This window comes from Dactylosporangium sp. NPDC005572 (assembly GCF_040605515.1).
In the GTDB taxonomy this organism is placed as follows: domain Bacteria; phylum Actinomycetota; class Actinomycetes; order Mycobacteriales; family Micromonosporaceae; genus Dactylosporangium.
Map to the genome: position 1 here is coordinate 44,653 of NZ_JBEXCY010000009.1, position 18,789 is coordinate 63,441.

Below are 18,789 nucleotides of genomic sequence, written 5' to 3' on the forward strand. Positions count from 1 at the left end.
CAAGCTGAGCCTAGCAGAGCGGAACGATCCGTTCCAGTGGTAAAGTGCGGCCATGGCAGAACAGGGGCGCAAGGGCCAGGCCCGGCGCAACGACACGGTGATCCTCGAGGCGGCCCGCGAGGTGTTCCTCGACGACCCGAAGGCACCCATCGCCGCGGTCGCCGACCGGGCGGGCGTCGGCATCAGCGCGCTCTACCGGCGGTACGCCGGGAAGGAGGACCTGCTGCGGACGCTGTGCCACGACGGGCTCAAGCGGTTCATCCAGGAGGCCGAGGACGCCGGCCGCGCCCACGAGGACGGGTGGGTGGCGCTGCGCGCGTTCCTCGAAGGCGTCGTGGACGCCGACGTCCACTCGCTGACCGTCCACCTCGCCGGCACCTTCTCCCCGACCGAGGAGATGCACGCCGACGCCGTCGCCTCCAACGGCCTCGTCGAGGGACTGGTGAAGCGGGCGCACGGCAGCGGCCGGCTGCGGCGCGACTTCACCGTGGCCGACGTCGGGCTGGTGCTGGAGGCCTGCGCCGCCATCCGGCTGCCGGACCGGGACCGCACGGCGCAGCTGCGCCGGCGGTACCTCGGACTCACCCTCGACGGCATGGACCGCACCGACGCCGGCGCGCTCCCCGGGCCCGCACCGGTGCCCGGGGAGTTCAACTACCGGTGGCGCAGATCACCCTCGGAAACACCTCGAGAATCACGCTGACTCCCGACAGACCGACAGGCGGGACGGACCGGGAAACGCGCTGGCCGGACCGAATAGAATCACTCAGGTGTTGAACCGGATCGACCTGCGCGGCTCCACCGAGGACCCGCGCCGTCTGCTGCCCCGTGCCGCCCTCGACGTCTCCGTCGCCACCGAGCAGGTGCGTCCGACCGTCGAAGCGGTGCACGAGCACGGCGCGGCCGCGATCCGGGAGGCCACCCATCGCTTCGACGGGGTCGACCTCAAGCAGCTGCGGGTGCCCGCCGAGGCCATCGCCGCCGCCGAGGCGGGGCTCGAGCCGGCGGTGCGGGCCGCGCTGCTGGAGTCGATCGCGCGCGCCCGGAAGGTACACCTGGAACAGCAGCGCGAAGACGTGACCACCGTCCTCGGTGCGGGTGGCACGGTCACCCAGCGCTGGCTGCCCGTCGGCCGGGTCGGGCTCTACGTGCCGGGCGGCCTCGCGGTGTACCCGTCGAGCGTGGTGATGAACGTCGTCCCGGCGCAGGCCGCGGGGGTCGCGTCGATCGCGGTCACCAGCCCGCCGCAGAAGGACACCGGCCTGCCCAACGTCAACATCCTGGCCGCGTGCGCGCTGCTCGGCGTCGACGAGGTCTACGCGGTGGGCGGGTCCCAGGCGATCGCCATGTTCGGCTACGGCTACACGGACGAGGAGCCGGCCTGCGCGCCGGTCGACATGATCACCGGGCCGGGCAACGTGTGGGTGACCGCGGCCAAGCGGCTGCTGCGCGGCACGGTCGGCATCGACGCCGAGGCCGGCCCGACCGAGATCGCGATCCTGGCCGACGACAGCGCCGACCCGCGGCACGTCGCCGCCGACCTCATCAGCCAGGCCGAGCACGACCCGCTCGCGGCGAGCGTGCTGGTCACGCCGTCGACCGGGCTGGTCGAGGCGGTCGAGGCCGAGATCGTCCGGCAGGTCGCCGCGACCAAGCACCTGCAGCGGGTCACCGACGCGCTGACCGGCGTGCAGTCGGCGATCGTGCTCGTCGACGACCTGGAGCAGGGCCTGCGGGTGGTCGACGCCTACGCCGCCGAGCACCTGGAGATCCAGACCCGCGACCCGCGGGCCGTCGCCGAGCGGGTCCGCAACGCCGGGGCGGTCTTCGTCGGCGCCTGGTCGCCGGTCTCCCTCGGCGACTACTGCGCCGGCTCCAACCACGTGCTGCCGACCGGCGGCTGTGCCCGCCACTCGTCGGGCCTGTCGACCCAGACGTTCCTGCGCGGGGTCCAGCTCATCGAGTATTCGCACGACGCGCTCCGCGAGGTCGCGGACCACGTCGTCGCCCTGTCCGACGCCGAGGACCTGCCGGCGCACGGCGCCGCGGTGAAGGTGAGGTTCAGCTCGTGACGTCGCTCGACGACCTGCCGCTGCGGGACGAGCTGCGGGGGATGTCGCCGTACGGTGCGCCGCAGCTCGAGGTACCGGTGCGGCTCAACACCAACGAGAACTCCCACCCGCTGCCCGAGGCCGCCGTCGCCGAGATGGAGAAGGCGCTCTCGGCGGTGCTGCGCGACCTCAACCGCTACCCCGACCGGGACGCGGTGGCGCTGCGCACCGACCTCGCCGCCTACCTGCGGCACCGCCTGACCTGGAAGCACGTCTGGGCGGCCAACGGTTCGAACGAGATCCAGCAGCAGCTGCTCCAGACGTTCGCCGGCCCGGGGCGCACCGCGCTCGGCTTCACCCCGTCCTACTCGATGCACCCGCTGCTCGCCGCCGGCACCGGCACCGCCTGGGTCGACGGGCGCCGCGGCGAGGACTTCGGCCTGACCGCCGAGCACGCCGTGGCGAAGGTGCGCGAGCACCGGCCCGACGTCGTGTTCCTCTGCTCGCCGAACAACCCGACCGGCACCGCGCTGCCCCTCGACGTCGTCGAGGCGGTCGTCGAGGCCACCGACGGCATGGTCATCGTCGACGAGGCCTACGCGGAGTTCGCCCGGCCGGGCACGATCTTCGCGCTGAGCCTCATCGAGCAGCACCCGCGGTTGGTGGTCACCCGCACGATGAGCAAGGCGTTCGCGCTCGCCGGTGGCCGGGTCGGCTACCTGGCCGCGAACCCCGCCGTGGTGGACGCGGTGCAGCTCGTGCGGCTGCCGTACCACCTGAGCGCCCTCACCCAGGCCGCCGCCCGGGCCGCGCTCGCGCACACGGCGGCCCTGCTGTCCACGGTGGACGCCGTCAAGGCCGAGCGCGACCGGATCGTGGGCACGCTGCGCGGCTGGGGCCTCCCGGTCGCCGACAGCGACGCCAACTTCGTGCTGTTCGGCGCGCCGCGCGGCGACGCGAAGGGGATCTGGCAGGCCCTGCTCGACCGGGGCGTGCTCATCCGCGACGTCGGTGTCCCGGGCTGGCTGCGGGTGACCGCCGGCACGACCGAGGAGACGACCGCCTTCCTGACCGCACTTGAGGAGCTGCTGTGAGCCGTACCGCGCGGATCGAGCGCGTCACCAAGGAGACCAAGGTCTCCGTCGAGCTCGACCTCGACGGCACCGGGGTGGGGGAGATCTCCACCGGCGTGGGCTTCTACGACCACATGCTCAACCAGATCGCCAAGCACGGCGGGTTCGACCTGCGCGTGCACACGGTCGGCGACCTGGAGATCGACGCCCACCACACCGTCGAGGACACCGCGCTCGCGCTGGGCGCGGCGTTCGCCGAGGCGCTGGGCGACAAGGCGGGGGTCACGCGGTACGGGCACGCCCAGGTCCCGCTCGACGAGGTCCTCGCCTCGGCCGTGGTCGACCTGTCCGGCCGCCCCTACGTCGTGCACGAGGAGCCGGCGAACATCGCCCCGCACATCGGCGGGAACTACCCGACCAGCCTGACCCGGCACATCTGGGAGTCCTTCGGGCACAGCGCGCGGGTCACGCTGCACGTGAGCATCCTGCGGGCCGGCCGGCACGGCGCCCAGCCCGACGCCCACCACATCGTCGAGGCGCAGTTCAAGGCGGTCGCGCGGGCGCTGCGCCAGGCGTGCGCGATCGACCCGCGCAACGCCGGTGCCGTGCCGAGCACGAAGGGCGCCCTGTGAGCATCGCGCTGCTGGCCCTGGCCGGGCTCCTGCTCGGCGGCGCCCTCTCCCTGCGGCAGCAGGGCAGCAAGACGGGCTTCGGCATCACGCTGGCCCTCGCCGTGCTGGCCGCCGTGGGCGGCCTTCTGTGGCTGTACGGGAAGGACTGACACGCGCTCATGGCCAAATCGGTGGTCATCCTCGACTACGGCTCGGGCAACCTGCGCTCGGCCGAGCGTGCGGTCGCCCGCGTGGGGGCCGACGTGGAGGTCACGTCCGACCTCGGCAAGGCGGCGCGGGCCGACGGCCTGGTCGTGCCGGGCGTCGGCGCGTACGCGGCCTGCATGGCCGGCATCGACGAGCTCGGCGCCGGCCCGGTGATCGCCGAGCGGGTCCGGGCCGGCGCCCCGGTGCTCGGCATCTGCGTCGGCATGCAGATCCTCTTCGAGGCCGGCGAGGAGCACGGCGTGGTCACCAAGGGCCTCGGCCTGACCCCGGGCGCGGTGACCGTGCTCCACGCGCCGGTGGTGCCGCACATGGGCTGGAACACCGTGGACTGGCCGGCGGACTCGGTCCTGGGCGCCGGCATCCCGCCGGGCACGCGGTTCTTCTTCGTGCACTCCTATGCCGCGACCCCGAACGAGGCCCAGGCGGCCGCGGGGGTGCGGGTGGCGACCACGACGCACGGTGAGCCCTTCGTCGCCGCTTTCGAGTCAGGTGTACTGCGGGCAACCCAGTTCCACCCGGAGAAGTCCGGCGATGCGGGCGCGACCCTGCTCGCCAACTGGCTGGGTACCCTGTGAGCCTCGGCCGGTCGCTGCGCAGGCGCCTGCCCTGGCACCTGCGCCTGCTGATGCTGCTGCCGGGCAAGCGCTGGCTGGCGGGCCGGGCCGCCCGCAGCCTGGCCCGCCGGGTCGTGAAGTGACCTCGCCGGTGGGCCCCGCCGGTGAGCCCGTCGTGAGGTCCTCATGAGCAAGGAGCGGGCGCGGCGGCGGGCGGTGCTGGAGGCGGAGCGGGCCGAGCGCATGCGCCGGGCCGAGCGCAAACGGCAGCGCCGGGCCGCGGTGCGGCGGCTGGTGCCGAAGGTCCGGGTCGGCCGGACCGGTAAGCTCTTCGCGCGCCGGTCGCGCGCCCAACGCTCGGCCATCGCCATGTTCGTGCTGGTGGCGCTGGCCCTCGTCTGGCTGCTGATCGACTCGGTGGCGGCGAGGATCGGTCTCAGCGCGTTCATCATCGTCGCCACTCCGGCCCTCACCGTGCTCGTCCTTGACCGCCGGCTCTGACCGAAGGAACCGAACCCATGGCACTGCAGCTTCTGCCCGCCGTCGACGTCGCCGACGGCCAGGCGGTCCGTCTCGTCCAGGGCGCCGCCGGCAGCGAAACGACCTACGGCGACCCGCTGGAGGCCGCCCTGGCCTGGCAGCGGCAGGGCGCCGAGTGGATCCACCTCGTCGACCTCGACGCCGCCTTCGGCCGCGGCTCCAACGCCGAGCTGCTGGCCGGCGTGGTCCGCCGGCTCGACGTGCAGGTCGAGCTGTCCGGGGGCATCCGCGACGACGCGTCGCTGCGGGCCGCCCTGTCGACCGGCGCGACCCGGGTCAACCTGGGCACCGCCGCGCTGGAGAACCCGGACTGGTGCGACCACGTCTGCGCGACGTACGGCGAGCAGGTCGCGGTCGGGCTCGACGTCCGCGGCCACCAGCTGGCGGCCCGCGGCTGGACCAAGGAGGGCGGCGACCTCTTCGAGGTGCTCGACCGCCTGGAGCGGGCGGGCTGCGCGCGGTACGTGGTCACCGACGTCATGCGCGACGGCACGCTCACCGGCCCCAACCTGACCCTGCTGCTGGAGGTCACCGGCCGCACCAAGAAGCCGGTCATCGCCAGCGGCGGTGTGTCGAAGCTCGACGACCTGCGCCAGCTCGCCGCGCTCGAGCCGGCCGGGGTGGAGGGCGTGATCGTCGGCAAGGCGCTGTACACCGGGGCCTTCGACGTCGCCGAGGCGCTCCAGGTGCTGGAAGAGTCGGCATGACGGTCGCTGTCCGCGTCATCCCCTGCCTCGACGTCGACGCCGGCCGGGTGGTCAAGGGCGTCAACTTCGTCAATCTCCGCGACGCCGGCGACCCGGTCGAGCTGGGCGCCGCCTACGACGCCGCGGGCGCGGACGAGCTGGTGTTCCTCGACGTCACGGCCTCCTCCGACGGGCGCGCGACGATGCTCGACGTCGTCCGCCGTACCGCCGAGACCGTCTTCATCCCGCTGACGGTCGGCGGCGGCGTGCGCACCGTCGCCGACGTCGACACGCTGCTGCGCGCGGGCGCCGACAAGGTGGGCGTGAACACGGCGGCGATCGCCCGCCCCGCGTTGATCGCCGAGATCGCCGAGCGCTTCGGCAACCAGGTCCTGACCCTGTCCCTGGACGTGCGCCGCAACCCCGCCCAGCCGAGCGGCTTCGAGGTGACCACCCACGGCGGCCGCCGCGGCGCCGAGCTCGACGCCGTCGAGTGGGCCGAGCAGGTCGCGACCCTGGGGGCGGGGGAGATCCTGCTGAACTCGATGGACGCCGACGGCACCAGGGACGGCTTCGACCTGGAGCTCATCCGCGCCGTCCGGGCGGTGGTCACGGTCCCGGTGATCGCGAGCGGCGGCGCCGGCCGGGTCGAGCACTTCGCCCCGGCGGTGGCGGCGGGCGCCGACGCGGTGCTCGCGGCGAGCGTCTTCCACTTCGGCGACTTCGCGATCGGCGACGTCAAGTCCGCGCTGCGCGAGTCCGGCCACCCGGTCCGCTGACCCGCGGCCCCGGGTCGGAGCGAGGCCGGTCCCCCGTGACGCGGCCTCGCTGCTCTTCGGACGGGGGTCAGCCGCCGCGCTTGCCGGAGGCGGTGGCGATGCCGACGATCCAGCCGACCCACAGGCCGTAGCTGGTGCCGGCCGACGTCGCCTGCAGGGCGTGCAGCAGGGTCGGTTCGGAGGTCAGGAACTCGGTCGCGAACGCGGCCAGGGCGGCGCCGAAGATCAGGGACGCCCAGCCGAGGATGAACGCCCCGCCGCCACCGGTCACGGACTTCACCGCGACCGACAGGATCAGGGCCGTGAACAGGATCACCAGGATGGCTTTGAGATCGTCGGCCAGCAGTTCGCGGGCCGCCGCTCCCGAGCCGTCACGTGGGGTCAGCCACCAGCGGGGCCAGACCAGTTCGCGCAGGAACCAGCCCCAGACCGTGTCACCGCGCGAGTGGCGGTCCACCCACTCGGTGAAGATCTGGTTGCCGAAGATGAGCACCAGGAGCAGCGTCGCCAGGACGCCAGCACCTACCGCTGTCCGGGAGCGTCCGAAGAGGGCCATGTCAATGAATGTAAGGGGCGGCGCGAAAGTCCGCTCAAGTGAATGTGCTGAGTGAAAACCCGCTGGTAACCGGCCCTGAACTGCGGCTATACCACGTGAATGATGTCCTGACCGGCGTTCCACGCAAATGGGGCCGGGAAGATCGCCCGGTGCTGCCAGGCGTCGCGCAGCGCGGCCACGGTGGCGCCGATCGCCGGGCGCCCGCCGGCCGACGCGCGCCAGGCGACCGACACCCGCCGGGCCGCCTCCGGCGCGATCGGGCGGGCGACCACGCCGGCCGGCAGCGCGGTGCGGGCCAGCCGCGGCACGAACGCGACGCCCAGCCCCTCGGCGACGAACGTCAACTGCGTCTCGAACTCGTTGACGAGGATCGTCGCCCGCACCCCGGGCATCATCCGCTCCAGCCACTCGTGGCAGACGGTGCCGGGCTTGGAGCCGATCCACCGCTCGTCGCGGGCGTCCTCGAGCGACACCGGTCCGTCGCCGGCGGCGAGCCGGTGGTCGGCCGGCAGGATGAGGTCGCCGACGTCCAGGCCCAGTTCGACGTTGGCCACTCCCACGGGGTACGTCACGGGGATCTCCAGCCACTCGTCGATGAGCGCCACGTCGACCGTCCCGCGCAGCAGCCCGTCGAAGCAGGCCGCGCGGTCCGCCTCCTGCACGGTCGGCTCCAGCCGGGGGTGGTCGCGGCCGAGCACCCGCAGCGCGTGGGGGAGCAGGCCCCGGCACGCGGTCGGGAACGACGCGATGCTCAGCCGGCCCGACACGGTCTCGCGGTGCGCGGCGAGCGCCGCCTCCGCCTCCTCGACCGCGGCGAGCACCCGGCCGGCGTGCTCGACCAGCACCCGGCCGGCCTCGGTGAGCCGCAGCGTCCGGCCGTCCTTCTCGACGAGTGTGGCCTTGGTCTCCCGCTCCAGCTTCGCCAGGTGCTGGGAGATCGCCGACGGCGTGCAGTGCAGGGCGCCGGCCGCGGCCGTGACCGTGCCGAACGTGGCCACCGCGCGCAGCGCCTGGAGCCGGGTCAGGTCAAGCATGAAGCGATACTAAAGCAACGATGCAGAAACGTGAGATGGTGCTTCACGGTACCGCGGCACAACCATCGGACGCATGAGACCTCGCGACCTCGCCCTGGCCACGCTGATCGCCGCCGTCTGGGGCGTGAACTTCGTGGTGATCCACGTCGGCCTGGACAGCATGTCGCCGCTGCTCTTCTGCGCGCTGCGGTTCGCCGTCGCGGCCCTGCCCGCGGTGTTCCTCGTCGGCCGGCCGAAGGCGCCGTGGCGGTGGGTGATCGCGACCGGCGTGGCGCTCGGCGTCGTGAAGTTCTCGCTGCTGTTCGCCGGTATGGCGGCGGGCCTGCCGGCCGGGTTGTCGGCCCTGGTCCTGCAGAGTCAGGTCATCTTCACGCTGGTCTTCGCCACGGTACTGCTGAAGGACCGGCCGGGACGGCGGCGCGTCGGCGGCGTGGTGCTCTCCGGCGCCGGCATCGTCCTCATCGCGACCCAGCTCGGCCTCGACCGCCCGCTCGGCGCGTTCGTGCTGGTCGTCGCGGCCGGCGCGGCGTGGGGCCTGGCCAATGTCGCGATCCGCAAGGCCGCCGCCACCGACATGCTGAACTTCATGGTCTGGGTCAGCGCCGTGGCCACCCCGCCGCTCGTGCTGCTGACCCTCGCGGTCGACGGGCCGGCCTACGTCTGGGGCGCGCTGCGCGGGCTGGACCTCGTGGCGCTCGGCGCGATCGCGTACATCGCCTACCTGAGCACGCTGTTCGGCTTCGGCGTCTGGGGCCGGCTGATCGCCCGCTACGGCGCCGGCACCGTGGCGCCGTTCGCCGCCCTCGCGCCGGTGTTCGCCATCCTGTCGTCGGCGCTGTTCCTGTCGGAGGAGCTGCACTGGTACGACATCCTCGGCGGAGCGGCCATCCTGGGCGGTGTCCTGCTGGGCGCTACGCGACCGCCGGCTCCGGCACAGCCGGCTCCGGCACCGTCAGTCGCGGCAGGAACAGCTGCGTGAGCGGGCCGATGCCGAGCGCGTACAGCACGGTGGCGACGCCGACCGATCCGCCGAGCAGCCAGCCGAGGGCCAGCACCGCCACCTCGACGGCGGTGCGGGCCAGCCGGATCGACAGCCGCGGGAACCGCCGGGCCAGGCCGGTCATCAGCCCGTCGCGCGGCCCCGGGCCCATCCTGGCCCCGATGTACAGCGCCGTGGCGAAGCCGTTGAGCAGGATGCCGGTCGCGACCAGCGCGCCGCGCAGCCACCACGCGTCGGCGTCGGGCACCAGCCGCAGCGCCAGGTCGGCGGCCAGGCCGATGACGATGACGTTGCTCACGGTGCCGAGGCCGGGCCGCTGGCGCAGCGGGATCCACAGCAGGAGCACGACGGCGCCGGTGATGATGACGACGGTGCCGAAGCTCAGCCCCGTGCGCTCGGACACGCCCTGGTGGAAGACGTCCCAGGGGTCCAGCCCGAGGTGCGCGCGGATCAGCAGCGCCATGCTCAGCCCGTACAGGACGAGGCCCACCTGGAGCTGGACGAACCGTCGGCCGAAGCGATTGGTCTTGCCTGACTCGCGCATGCATGCCACCCTAAGGCCAATCGACCGACCACAAAGAGCCAATTAAGGGGGACTGGCCTTGTCTGCGATCGTCCGTGGCGCCCAACTTGCCCGCATGCTCAACGCCTGGCAGGTGGCGGTCGGGGTGCGCGGCCCAGCCGGCCGCCGGCCCGAGTACGTGGTGCTCGCCACCGCCGTGCGTGGCCTGCTCATCGACGGCCGGCTCGCCCTCGGGGTGCGGCTGCCGGCCGAGCGGGAGCTGGCCGCCGCGCTCGGCATCAGCCGGACCACGGTCACCGCCGCCTACCGTGAGCTGCGCGACAGCGGCCACATCAGCAGCCGCCGCGGCGCCGGCAGCTGGACCTCGCTGCCGGCCGGGCACCGCGTCGGCACGTCGGGGCTGTGGACGCCGAGCGACGACGCCGACCTCATCGACCTCGGCTGCGCCGCGCTGCCCGCGCCGGTCGAGCTCACCGAGGCGGCCACCGAGGCGGTCGCCGACCTCGCGCCCTACGCGTGCGGCGCCGGCTACCAGCCGATGGGGCTGCTCGTGCTGCGGGAGGCGATCGCCCGCTGCTACACCGAGCGCGGCCTGCCCACCGAGCCCGACCAGGTGATGGTCACCGGCGGCGTGCAGCAGGCGCTCGACCTGCTGCTGCGGCTGCTCGTGGCGCCGGGCCAGCGCGCGCTGGTGGAGACGCCGACCTATCCCAACGCATTGAGCGCCTTCACCGCCAGTCGCGCCCGGGTGAGCGCCTACGCCATCGGTCCCGACGGGTGGGACGAGGATCTGGTGCTGTCGACGGTACGGGCGGCGCAGGCGCGGGTCGCGTACCTCATCCCCGACTTCCACAACCCGACCGGCCACCTCATGGAGACGTCGCTGCGCGAGCGGCTCCCGTCGGCCGCGCACGCCGCCGGCACCGACCTGATCATCGACGAGTCGTTCCACGACCTTGCCCTCGACGACGTGGAGATGCCGCCGTCGGTCGCCGCATTCGACCGCTCCGCGCGGGTGCTCACGATCGGCGGCATGAGCAAGGCCTACTGGGGTGGCCTGCGGATCGGCTGGGTCCGGGGCGCGGCGCCGCTCATCGCCCGGCTCGCCGCGGCCCGGGTCGGCGTCGACATGGCCTCGCCGGTGCTCGACCAGCTGGTCGCGACGCGGCTGCTGCAGCGCCGCGACGCGATCGTCAGCGCGCGCCGCAAGCAGCTGCTGGTGCAGCGCGACACGCTCGCCGCGGCGATGCGCGCGGAGCTGCCCGAGTGGCGGTTCGTGCTGCCGCGCGGCGGGCTCGTGCTGTGGGTGGAGCTCGACGCGCCGGTGTCCAGCGCGCTCGCCCGGGCGGCGGAGGAGCTCGGCGTGCGGGTCGCGCCGGGGCCGCGGTTCGGGGCCGACGGGACGATGGAGCGGTTCCTGCGGATGCCGTACGCGCTGCCCGAGGACACCCTGGTCGAGGCGGTGCGGCGGCTGGCCTCGGCGCGGGCCGACCTGGACCGGCCGCGCCGGCACTCGTGGTCGGCGCCGGCCGTGGTGGCCTGATTCCAGCAGGGTTTCAGCGTCGTGGCCCCCGGGAGTGGCGGCTTCCGGGGGCCACGACACTGTGGGGTGTGATTAGAGCTCCGCGAGTGACCCGGCGTACATGCGCTCGATGTCCTGGGCGAACGACTTCTCCACGGCCCGGCGCTTGACCTTGAGCGACGGCGTCAGCTCGCCGTCCTCGATCGACAGGTCCCGGGCCAGGATGCTGAACCTCTTCACCGTCTCCCAGCGGTTGAGCTTGGTGTTGAGCTCGGTGACGTAGCCCTCGACGAGGTCGTGCGCCTCCTTGGAGGCGGCGATCTCCTCGTACGGCTTGCCGGCCAGCGGGGTGCCCTCGGCCCAGCCCTTGATCGCGTCGGGGTCGAGGGTGATCAGCATCGTCACGTAGTTGCGGGCCTGGCCGACGACGACCGCCTGCGAGGTGTAGGGGCAGACCGACTTGAACAGGCCCTCGATGTAGCTCGGCGCGACGTACTTGCCGCCCGACGTCTTGATGAGGTCCTTCTTGCGGTCGGTGATGCGCAGGTACCCCTGGTCGTCGAACTCGCCGATGTCCCCGGTCCGGAACCAGCCGTCGTCGGTGAACGCGGCGGCCGTCTCGTCGGGCAGGTTGTGGTACCCCCGCATGATCGGCGTGCCCTTGAGCAGGACCTCGCCGTCGGTGTCGAGCTTGGCCTGCAGGTCGCCCAGCGCCTGGCCGACCGTGCCGATCCGCGGGGCCTCCTCGCGGTTGACGAAGGAGCCGGCCGAGGTCTCGGTCAGGCCGTAGCCCTCCAGGATCGGCAGGCCGGCGGCGAAGAAGAACTCGCCGATCTCCTTCGACAGCGGGGCGGAGCCGGAGACCATCGCGCGCATCCGGCCGCCGAGGCGGGCCCGCAGCTTGCTGAACACGAGCTTGTCGGCGATGCCGGCCTGGAGCTTGAGCAGGCCGCCGGGCTGCCGGCCGGCCAGCCGCTCGGCCGAGGCCTTCTTGCCGACGCCGACCGCCCAGGTGAAGATCTTCCACTTCGCGCCGCCGTCGGCCTGCGCGCCGGTGACGACCCGGTTGTAGACCTTCTCGAAGACCCGCGGGGCCGAGCACATCAGCGTCGGGCGGATCTTGCCGAGGTTGTCGATCAGCTTGTCGACGCGGCCGTCGACGTACGTGGGCAGGCCGACGTACACGATCCCGCAGAGCAGGGTCTTGCCGAACGAGTGGGAGAGCGGGAGCCAGAGGTACTGCAGGTCCTCCGGGTTGAGCAGGCCGATGTCGTTCTGCGTGCGCCCCTGCCAGACCCAGCCGGCGTGCAGCAGCTCGACGCCCTTGGGCCGGCCGGTGGTGCCGGACGTGTAGATCAGCGTGGCGAGCTGGTCGGGCTGGATGGCCTCGACGATCCGGTCGATGAGCTGCGGGTCCGCCTCGATCGCGGCCCGGCCCTTGGCTTCGAGGTCGGCCAGGCTGAGCGTCGGGGTGCCCTCGTCGCCGGTCGGCGCGCCGTCGATGAGCACGATCGCGACCAGGTCGGGCAGCGCGGCGCCGTCGACCTTCGCGGCCTGCTCCGCGTTCTCGGCGAAGAGGACCTTGGAGCCGGAGTCCTTGACGATGTAGACGGCGTCCTCGGGCTCGGTCGTGGGGTACACCGTCGTGGTGGCCGCACCGGCGAGCATGATGCCGAGGTCGGCGAGGATCCAGTCGAGCCGGGTGCCGGCGAGCACGCCGACCCGGTCCTCGGGCTGGACGCCGAGCGTGGTCAGGCCGGCGCCGATGGCCCGGGCACGCTCGTCGACCTGCCGCCAGGTGAGCCAGACGGGGTCGCCGGCGTCGCCGGGGGCGGGGCTGCCGAACGCGGGTTTGTCGGGGGTGTCGGCCACGCGGTGCAGGAACATGTCCGGGATCGAGCGGTACGGCAGTTCGAGCCGCTGCTGGGTCTGGGTCATGTCGGTCGGCCTCCGAGCCAGGCTTGGACGAGCGCGTGACTGTCGTCACGTACTGTCGGTTACCAGACGGTAAACCGTCGATCCCGTTACCGGCTAGACCCGAAACCGAAACGTGTTCTCCGCTTCTAGAACCACTTTTGAGACCCAGCCGTCACAATCCCAGGCGCGCCCTCTGGAGCCGTTCGCGGGTCTCCGCGGGGCCGTCGATCTCGACCCGGGCGTGCTCCTGGCGGCCGGTGAAGAAGAGGAGCAGTTCGCCGGGGGTGCCGGTGACGGTGACCTCGGTACCGCCGCGGCCGGCCCGGGTCCCCTCATGACCGGGAATATCGACGATGATCGTCGCCGGGAAGCGGCGGGCGCTGAGCCGGGCCGATCCCCGGGCGCGGCCGGCGAGTGCGGCTTCGTAGGAAACTGGTAGATCGCGTGGGGTCCAGCCGGGCTGGGCGCGGCGGATGTCCTCGTGGTGGATGAAGTACTCGACGAGGTTCATCGCCTCGTCCGCTCCGGTGAGACGCAGCCAGGCGGGAGTCGTGCGGACCTTCCCGACCAGCGCGGTGTAGTCGCCGTCCGCGAGTCTGCGCTGGACCCGCTGGGTGTGGCCGGCGAGGGGCCGGAGCAGGATGCCGGCGGCGGCGTCGGGGCGGCGCTCGCGCAGCACCAGGTGCGCGGCGAGGTCACGGGTGGCCCAGCCGGCGCAGAGCGTGGGCGCGTCGGGGCCGGCGGCGAGCAGCGAGTCGGCGAGCGCCGCGCGCTCGGCGCGGGCGAAGGCAGTCATGTGCGTAACGCTAGCCCCGTTTTTGTCGGTGGGTCTCTGTAAGGTTGCGCTGCGGCTTTGGCGACTTACCCGGGGGTGGACGTGACCAGTGGCAAGGTGCTCCTGAAGGGACTGCGGGTCCTGGGGCACGCCATCCGTGACGAGCCTCACATGTTCGCCGTCTCGGTCGTGGGCAGCGTGCTGTTCAGCCTGCTGACGATCGCGACCGCGTTCGTCTCCGGCGCCGTCGTCGGGCGGGTCGCGGTCCCCGCCATCGACGCCCGCCACGTCGCCGCCGGGTCCCTCGCCCTCGGCGCCTCCGCCGTCCTCGCGGTCAGCCTCGGCAAGATCGTCGGCCTCGTCGCCCGGCGGCTCGGGGCGGGCGCGATGCAGTTCAACCTCCAGGCGCGCTACCGGCGCGCGGTGACCCGGCGCTACCTGCGCCTCCCGCTCGCCTGGCACCAGCGGCACGCCACCGGCACCCTGCTGTCCAACGCGAACGCCGACGTCGAGTCCGCGTGGTATCCGATCGCGCCGTTCCCGTTCGCGGTCGGCACCGTCGTCATGCTCGTCGCCGCCGTCGTGTCGCTCTTCGTCACCGACTGGGCCATGGCCCTCGTCGGCGTCGCCATCTTCCCGGCGCTGCTCGGCGTCAACGTCGCCTACTCGCGCCGGATGGCGCCGCGCGTCGCCACCGCCCAGCAGTTGCGGGCCGACGTCAGCGCCGTCGCGCACGAGAGCTTCGACGGCGCCCTGGTCGTCAAGACCATGGGCCGCGAGGCGGCGGAGACCGAGCGGTTCGCCGTCCAGGCCGGCGAGCTGCGCGACGCCACCATCCGGGTCGGCCGGGTGCGGGCCATGTTCGACCCGGTCCTCGACGCGCTGCCGAGCGTCGGCACGCTCGTCGTGCTCGTCGTCGGCGCCTGGCGGTTCCGGTCCGGCGCGGTCGGCGTCTCCGAGGTCGTCAGCGTCACGTTCCTGTTCACCGTGCTCGCGTTCCCGGTCCGGGCGATCGGCTGGGTCCTCGCCGAGCTGCCCCGCAGCGTCGTCGGCTGGGAGCGGATCCGGCACGTCCTCGACGCCGAGGGCGACACCGTCCACGGCACGACCGAGCTCACCGACGAGCAGAAGCCGGCGGCGCTGCGCTTCGACGACGTCCACTTCGCCTACCGGGACGGCGACGGCGACCGGGCCGCCGAGGTCCTCAGCGGGGTCACGTTCGACGTCCCGGCCGGGCGCACGGTCGCCCTCGTCGGGCCGACCGGGTCCGGCAAGTCGACCATCGCCGCGCTCGCCGCCCGCCTCGTCGACGCCGACACCGGGTCGGTGTCGCTCGACGGCGTCGACGTGCGCGAGCTGACCCAGGACTCGCTGGTGCGCACCGCGGCCCTCGTCGCGCAGGTGCCGTTCGTCTTCGACGACACGGTCCGCGGCAACATCACGCTCGACCGGCCCGGCGTCGGCGACGACGCCGCGTGGGCGGCGCTGCACCTCGCCCAGGCCGACGGGTTCGTCGAGAAGCTCGCCGACGGGCTCGGCACGACCGTCGGCGAGCGCGGCACGTCGCTGTCCGGCGGCCAGCGGCAGCGGCTCACGATCGCCCGGGCCCTCGCCGGCGCGCCGCGGCTGCTCATCCTCGACGACGCGACCAGCGCCGTCGACCCGCGCGTCGAGGCGGCGATCCTCGCCGCGCTGCGCCGCGACGACGCCCAGCAGGCGTCGATCCTCGTCGTCGCCTACCGGCGGGCCACGATCGCCCTCGCCGACGAGGTCGTCTACGTCGAGCGGGGCCAGGTCGTCGCCCGGGGCACCCACCAGGAGCTGCTGGCCACCACGCCCGGCTACGCCGACCTGGTGACCGCATACGAGAAGGCCGAAGCCGAGCGGGAGCGCGAGCACGCGTTCGACGAGGGGAGCGTGACCGCGTGACGGCCGCAGTGTCCACCGACGACGCACCGGCGACCCGCCTGGGGGTGCTGCGGCGCGGGCTCGCCCTGTCGCCCGAGCTGTTCACCGGCCTGGCCGGCACCCTCGGCCTCGCCGTGCTGGCCACCGCCGGGCGGGTCGCCGTGCCGGTCGCCATCCAGCAGGGCATCGACCGGGGCCTGCTCGCCGACGGCGGCCCCGACCTCGGCGTGATCTCCCTCATCGTGACGGTCACCGTCGGCGTGCTGCTGCTGACGATGGTCTGCGCCTATCTCATGAACGTGCGGCTGTTCACCGTCAGCGAGACCGCACTGGCCGGCATCCGCGTGCGCACGTTCCGGCACATCCACAACCTGTCGATGCTGCACCAGCAGTCGGAGCGGCGCGGCGCGCTCGTCTCGCGGGTCACCGGCGACGTCGACCAGATCAGCCAGTTCCTGCAGTTCGGCGGTCTGCTGTTCATCCTCAGCCTCGGCCAGCTCACCGTCACCACGGTCGTCATGCTGTTCTACTCCTGGCAGCTCACGCTGGTCGTGATCGCCGCCTTCGCGCCGCTCATCCTCGTCGTGCGGATCTTCCAGCGCCGGCTCAGCGTCCTCTACCTCCAGGTGCGCGAGAGCGTCGGCGCCATGCTGGGCGTCATCGCCGAGAGCGTCGTCGGCGCGCCGGTCGTGCGGGCCTACGGCGTCCAGCGCCGCACCGCCGACCGCCTCGACACGGCCATCGACCGCAACCGGCGCATGCAGTTCCGGGCCCAGACCAACAACGTGACCAGCATGAGCTTCGGCGAGCTCGCCGCCGGCCTGGCCCTCGCCGGCGTGATCGTCGCCGGCACCATCCTCGGCGCCGACGGTCAGCTCACCGCGGGCCAGCTCACCGCGTTCCTGTTCCTGGCCACGCTGTTCGTCCAGCCGGTCCAGGTGGCGACCGAGGTGCTCAACGAGGCGCAGAACGCGATCGCCGGCTGGCGCCGCGTCCTCGACGTCATCGAGACCGAGCCCGACGTGGCCGACCCGGCCGACGCCGGCCGCGACCTGCCGGAGGGCCCGGTCGACGTCACCTTCGAGCACGTCCACTTCGCCTATCCGGGCGGCCCCGAGGTCCTCACCGACGTCGACCTCACCGTCCGTCCCCGCACCCGGGTCGCCGTCGTCGGCGAGACCGGCAGCGGCAAGACGACGTTCGCGAAGCTCCTGACCCGCCTGATGGACCCGACGACCGGCCGCGTGCTGCTCTCCGGCGTCCCGCTCCCGGAGGTCCGCTTCGACTCCCTGCGCCGCCGCGTCGTCATGGTCCCGCAGGACGGCTTCCTCTTCGACGCCACGGTCGCCGACAACGTCCGCTTCGCCCGCCCCGACCTGAGCGACGTCGACCTCGAGCTGGCGTTCACCGAGCTCGGCCTGATCGACTGGGTCGAGTCGCTGTCCGCCGGCCTGCACACCGAGGTCGGCGAGCGCGGCGAGGCCCTGTCCGTGGGCGAGCGCCAGCTGGTGGCCCTGGCCCGCGCCTACGTCGCCGACCCCGACCTGCTGGTCCTCGACGAGGCGACGAGCGCGGTGGACCCGGCCACGGAGGTCCGCCTGCAACGCACCCTGGACGCGGTGACCCGCGGCCGGACCACGATCGCGATCGCCCACCGCCTGTCGACGGCCCAGTCCGCGGACGAGGTCATCGTGGTGGACCGTGGCCACGTCGTCCAGCGCGGCCCGCACACGAGCCTGGTCGCCGAGGAGGGCTCGATCTACGCCCGCCTCTACGCGAGCTGGCTCGAACAAACCCGCTGACCTCGTCGGCGCCCCGGTTTCCGTGATCGAGGGAAGGATCTGGCTGCTATGACAGCCACATGTTTCCCTTGATCATGGGGGCGGTCACCGGGCCGGGTGATGTTCGCGGCGTTCGGTAGTTGAGTTGTCACCTTTCCGGGGTGGTTCAGCCATGTCGATGGCCTACCCTCGGAGGCATGGGTGCCGGGGGGCGCCGGTTCGTGCCGTTGCAGGTGCGGGTCGCGGTGACGGGGTTCAACGCTATCGGCGGGGTCATGCTCACGCTGACGCTCGCCGCGGTCGGGGTGCTGCTGTCCGGGATGCAGGTCGACCCGGCGCGGCAGGGCGGCACCGGCTACCTCGACTTCGTCCTGTTCTTCAATGCCGTGCTCTTCCTGTTCCCGCTCGCGGTCGTGCTCGTGTTCCTCGGGGTGCGCATCAGGCGGGGCGAGCACTGGGCGTGGCTGGCGAGCCTGGTGTTCTGGGCGTTCGTCGGGACGATGGCGCCGCTGCTGACCTGGCTGCTGCCCGCCCCGCTGCCGTTCGCGGTGGTGCCGGCCCTGTGCGCGGTCGGCCTGCTCGCGCTGCTGCTCACCCCGCAGGCCCGGACCCACTGCGCCGACGTGGACGACTAGGTTCGCGGCCTAGGGGAGCGGGCCTTCGAGGTACCGCTGAATCGTCGGGCCGATCGTCAGGACCAGGTCGTCGGCGGGCATGGTGGCGATCGGTTCCAGTTTCAGGATGTATCGCGTCATCGCCAGGCCGATCATCTGCGAGGCGACGAGCGCCGCCCGGCGTGGGGCCTCGGCCGGGTCGAGCCGCAGCTGGGTCGTCGCGCGGCGCAGGATCTGGCTGACCAGGAACTCGCGCAGCATGCGGGCCGACCACTCGTGCTGCGTCGCGCTGCGGACGAGGGCGGCGGCGGCCGAGCCGGCCGGGGAGTCCCACACGCCGAGGAAGCCGCGGACGAGGCGCTCGCCGACGCCGTCGAGGCCCGGCTCGAAGATCTTCGGCAGGAGCGCGCCCGGGTCGATCGGCGCCTGCATCGTGGCGAGGAACAGCTTGTCCTTCGCCCCGAAATAGTGGTGCACCAGCGCCGGGTCGACCCCGGCGCTGGTGGCGATCTGTCGGATGGACGCTCCGTCGAAGCCGCGCTCGGCGAACGCCGTGCGGGCGGCGGCCAGGATGGCCTCGCGCGTGTCCTGGTTGCCGGGGCGGCGTCCGGTGCGGGGCATGAGCCTCTTTCCAGCC

21 protein-coding genes are annotated in these 18,789 nt (G+C 73.0%); 15 read left to right on the top strand and 6 right to left on the bottom strand.

The features are described 5' to 3' along the window. Nucleotides 1-52 precede the first annotated feature (52 nt). From ABZS66_RS07040 to hisF, 10 genes are all read left to right on the top strand, one after another. Entirely contained in the window at nucleotides 53-703 is a 651-nt protein-coding gene (locus tag ABZS66_RS07040) for a helix-turn-helix domain-containing protein (RefSeq protein ID WP_354755940.1), read from the top strand. Nucleotides 704-770: 67 nt separating this feature from the next. Then, nucleotides 771-2,072, top strand: a complete 1,302-nt coding sequence (hisD, locus tag ABZS66_RS07045) for a histidinol dehydrogenase (RefSeq protein WP_354755942.1) — start codon at nucleotides 771-773, stop codon at nucleotides 2,070-2,072. Beyond that, entirely contained in the window at nucleotides 2,069-3,145 is a 1,077-nt protein-coding gene (locus ABZS66_RS07050) for a histidinol-phosphate transaminase (protein ID WP_354755944.1), read from the top strand. The genes hisD and ABZS66_RS07050 overlap by 4 nt, the downstream gene beginning before the upstream one ends. Further along, nucleotides 3,142-3,756, top strand: coding sequence for an imidazoleglycerol-phosphate dehydratase HisB (gene hisB, locus ABZS66_RS07055; protein WP_354755946.1), 615 nt, complete (start codon nucleotides 3,142-3,144; stop codon nucleotides 3,754-3,756). Before ABZS66_RS07050 ends, hisB begins: the two co-directional genes overlap by 4 nt. Continuing rightward, nucleotides 3,753-3,905, top strand: coding sequence for a hypothetical protein (locus ABZS66_RS07060; protein ID WP_354755948.1), 153 nt, complete (start codon nucleotides 3,753-3,755; stop codon nucleotides 3,903-3,905). Before hisB ends, ABZS66_RS07060 begins: the two co-directional genes overlap by 4 nt. Nucleotides 3,906-3,914: 9 nt before the next feature. Continuing rightward, nucleotides 3,915-4,538: an imidazole glycerol phosphate synthase subunit HisH gene (hisH, locus tag ABZS66_RS07065; RefSeq protein WP_354755950.1), complete on the top strand. Its 624-nt coding sequence runs from the start codon at nucleotides 3,915-3,917 to the stop codon at nucleotides 4,536-4,538. Continuing rightward, nucleotides 4,535-4,660 (top strand): hypothetical protein, encoded by a 126-nt coding sequence (locus tag ABZS66_RS07070; protein ID WP_354755952.1) that lies wholly within the window; start codon nucleotides 4,535-4,537, stop codon nucleotides 4,658-4,660. The genes hisH and ABZS66_RS07070 overlap by 4 nt, the downstream gene beginning before the upstream one ends. Nucleotides 4,661-4,703: 43 nt before the next feature. After that, nucleotides 4,704-5,018, top strand: coding sequence for a hypothetical protein (locus tag ABZS66_RS07075; RefSeq protein WP_354755953.1), 315 nt, complete (start codon nucleotides 4,704-4,706; stop codon nucleotides 5,016-5,018). A gap of 17 nt (nucleotides 5,019-5,035) precedes the next feature. Next, the gene (gene priA / locus ABZS66_RS07080; protein ID WP_190252470.1) at nucleotides 5,036-5,764 is read left to right on the top strand and encodes a bifunctional 1-(5-phosphoribosyl)-5-((5-phosphoribosylamino)methylideneamino)imidazole-4-carboxamide isomerase/phosphoribosylanthranilate isomerase PriA; all 729 of its coding nucleotides are present in this window, start codon (nucleotides 5,036-5,038) and stop codon (nucleotides 5,762-5,764) included. Beyond that, a complete protein-coding gene (gene hisF, locus ABZS66_RS07085; protein ID WP_354755955.1) occupies nucleotides 5,761-6,522 on the top strand; it encodes an imidazole glycerol phosphate synthase subunit HisF in 762 nt (253 codons plus the stop codon). The genes priA and hisF overlap by 4 nt, the downstream gene beginning before the upstream one ends. Nucleotides 6,523-6,589: 67 nt before the next feature. Here the strand turns inward: hisF and ABZS66_RS07090 are convergent, their stop codons facing one another. Next, nucleotides 6,590-7,078, bottom strand: a complete 489-nt coding sequence (locus tag ABZS66_RS07090) for a hypothetical protein (protein ID WP_354755957.1) — start codon at nucleotides 7,076-7,078, stop codon at nucleotides 6,590-6,592. Nucleotides 7,079-7,164: 86 nt separating this feature from the next. Next, on the bottom strand, nucleotides 7,165-8,112 hold the full coding sequence (locus ABZS66_RS07095) for a LysR family transcriptional regulator (protein ID WP_354755959.1): 948 nt from the start codon (nucleotides 8,110-8,112) through the stop codon (nucleotides 7,165-7,167). Nucleotides 8,113-8,185: 73 nt separating this feature from the next. On the opposite strand from ABZS66_RS07095, the gene ABZS66_RS07100 reads away from it, so the two are divergent. Then, nucleotides 8,186-9,091, top strand: coding sequence for an EamA family transporter (locus ABZS66_RS07100; RefSeq protein WP_354755961.1), 906 nt, complete (start codon nucleotides 8,186-8,188; stop codon nucleotides 9,089-9,091). Here the strand turns inward: ABZS66_RS07100 and ABZS66_RS07105 are convergent. Then, nucleotides 9,024-9,656, bottom strand: a complete 633-nt coding sequence (locus tag ABZS66_RS07105; protein WP_354755963.1) for a hypothetical protein — start codon at nucleotides 9,654-9,656, stop codon at nucleotides 9,024-9,026. The two genes, ABZS66_RS07100 and ABZS66_RS07105, sit on opposite strands and share 68 nt — an antisense overlap. 58 nt (nucleotides 9,657-9,714) lie before the next feature. On the opposite strand from ABZS66_RS07105, the gene ABZS66_RS07110 reads away from it, so the two are divergent. Continuing rightward, nucleotides 9,715-11,178, top strand: a complete 1,464-nt coding sequence (locus ABZS66_RS07110) for a PLP-dependent aminotransferase family protein (protein ID WP_354755965.1) — start codon at nucleotides 9,715-9,717, stop codon at nucleotides 11,176-11,178. A 72-nt stretch (nucleotides 11,179-11,250) separates the two neighbouring features. On the opposite strand, the gene ABZS66_RS07115 is transcribed toward ABZS66_RS07110, so the two are convergent. Both ABZS66_RS07115 and ABZS66_RS07120 read right to left on the bottom strand, forming a co-directional pair. Continuing rightward, nucleotides 11,251-13,095, bottom strand: coding sequence for a long-chain fatty acid--CoA ligase (locus ABZS66_RS07115; protein WP_354755967.1), 1,845 nt, complete (start codon nucleotides 13,093-13,095; stop codon nucleotides 11,251-11,253). Nucleotides 13,096-13,246: 151 nt separating this feature from the next. Further along, nucleotides 13,247-13,870: a TIGR03085 family metal-binding protein gene (locus ABZS66_RS07120; protein ID WP_354755969.1), complete on the bottom strand. Its 624-nt coding sequence runs from the start codon at nucleotides 13,868-13,870 to the stop codon at nucleotides 13,247-13,249. A 96-nt stretch (nucleotides 13,871-13,966) separates the two neighbouring features. Between ABZS66_RS07120 and ABZS66_RS07125 the strand changes: the two genes are divergently transcribed. The 3 genes from ABZS66_RS07125 (at nucleotide 13,967) to ABZS66_RS07135 (ending at nucleotide 18,173) form a co-directional block, all read left to right on the top strand. After that, entirely contained in the window at nucleotides 13,967-15,778 is a 1,812-nt protein-coding gene (locus ABZS66_RS07125; RefSeq protein WP_354756112.1) for an ABC transporter ATP-binding protein, read from the top strand. Further along, nucleotides 15,775-17,559, top strand: coding sequence for an ABC transporter ATP-binding protein (locus tag ABZS66_RS07130; RefSeq protein WP_354755970.1), 1,785 nt, complete (start codon nucleotides 15,775-15,777; stop codon nucleotides 17,557-17,559). Before ABZS66_RS07125 ends, ABZS66_RS07130 begins: the two co-directional genes overlap by 4 nt. 176 nt (nucleotides 17,560-17,735) lie before the next feature. Next, nucleotides 17,736-18,173, top strand: a complete 438-nt coding sequence (locus tag ABZS66_RS07135; RefSeq protein ID WP_354755971.1) for a hypothetical protein — start codon at nucleotides 17,736-17,738, stop codon at nucleotides 18,171-18,173. Nucleotides 18,174-18,182: 9 nt separating this feature from the next. Here ABZS66_RS07135 and ABZS66_RS07140 read toward each other — a convergent pair whose 3' ends face one another. Next, on the bottom strand, nucleotides 18,183-18,773 hold the full coding sequence (locus ABZS66_RS07140) for a TetR family transcriptional regulator (RefSeq protein WP_354755972.1): 591 nt from the start codon (nucleotides 18,771-18,773) through the stop codon (nucleotides 18,183-18,185). Between the last annotated feature and the right edge of the window lie 16 nt (nucleotides 18,774-18,789).

Excerpts from the sequence above, each read along its gene's own strand:
- ABZS66_RS07040 (WP_354755940.1), top strand. The coding sequence starts at position 53 with ATGGCAGAACAGGGGCGCAAGGGCCAGGCCCGGCGCAACGACACGGTG.
- hisH (WP_354755950.1), top strand. The coding sequence starts at position 3,915 with ATGGCCAAATCGGTGGTCATCCTCGACTACGGCTCGGGCAACCTGCGC.
- ABZS66_RS07075 (WP_354755953.1), top strand. The coding sequence starts at position 4,704 with ATGAGCAAGGAGCGGGCGCGGCGGCGGGCGGTGCTGGAGGCGGAGCGG.
- priA (WP_190252470.1), top strand. The coding sequence starts at position 5,036 with ATGGCACTGCAGCTTCTGCCCGCCGTCGACGTCGCCGACGGCCAGGCG.
- hisF (WP_354755955.1), top strand. The coding sequence starts at position 5,761 with ATGACGGTCGCTGTCCGCGTCATCCCCTGCCTCGACGTCGACGCCGGC.
- ABZS66_RS07090 (WP_354755957.1), bottom strand. The coding sequence starts at position 7,078 with ATGGCCCTCTTCGGACGCTCCCGGACAGCGGTAGGTGCTGGCGTCCTG.
- ABZS66_RS07095 (WP_354755959.1), bottom strand. The coding sequence starts at position 8,112 with ATGCTTGACCTGACCCGGCTCCAGGCGCTGCGCGCGGTGGCCACGTTC.
- ABZS66_RS07100 (WP_354755961.1), top strand. The coding sequence starts at position 8,186 with ATGAGACCTCGCGACCTCGCCCTGGCCACGCTGATCGCCGCCGTCTGG.
- ABZS66_RS07105 (WP_354755963.1), bottom strand. The coding sequence starts at position 9,656 with ATGCGCGAGTCAGGCAAGACCAATCGCTTCGGCCGACGGTTCGTCCAG.
- ABZS66_RS07115 (WP_354755967.1), bottom strand. The coding sequence starts at position 13,095 with ATGACCCAGACCCAGCAGCGGCTCGAACTGCCGTACCGCTCGATCCCG.
- ABZS66_RS07120 (WP_354755969.1), bottom strand. The coding sequence starts at position 13,870 with ATGACTGCCTTCGCCCGCGCCGAGCGCGCGGCGCTCGCCGACTCGCTG.
- ABZS66_RS07135 (WP_354755971.1), top strand. The coding sequence starts at position 17,736 with ATGGGTGCCGGGGGGCGCCGGTTCGTGCCGTTGCAGGTGCGGGTCGCG.
- ABZS66_RS07140 (WP_354755972.1), bottom strand. The coding sequence starts at position 18,773 with ATGCCCCGCACCGGACGCCGCCCCGGCAACCAGGACACGCGCGAGGCC.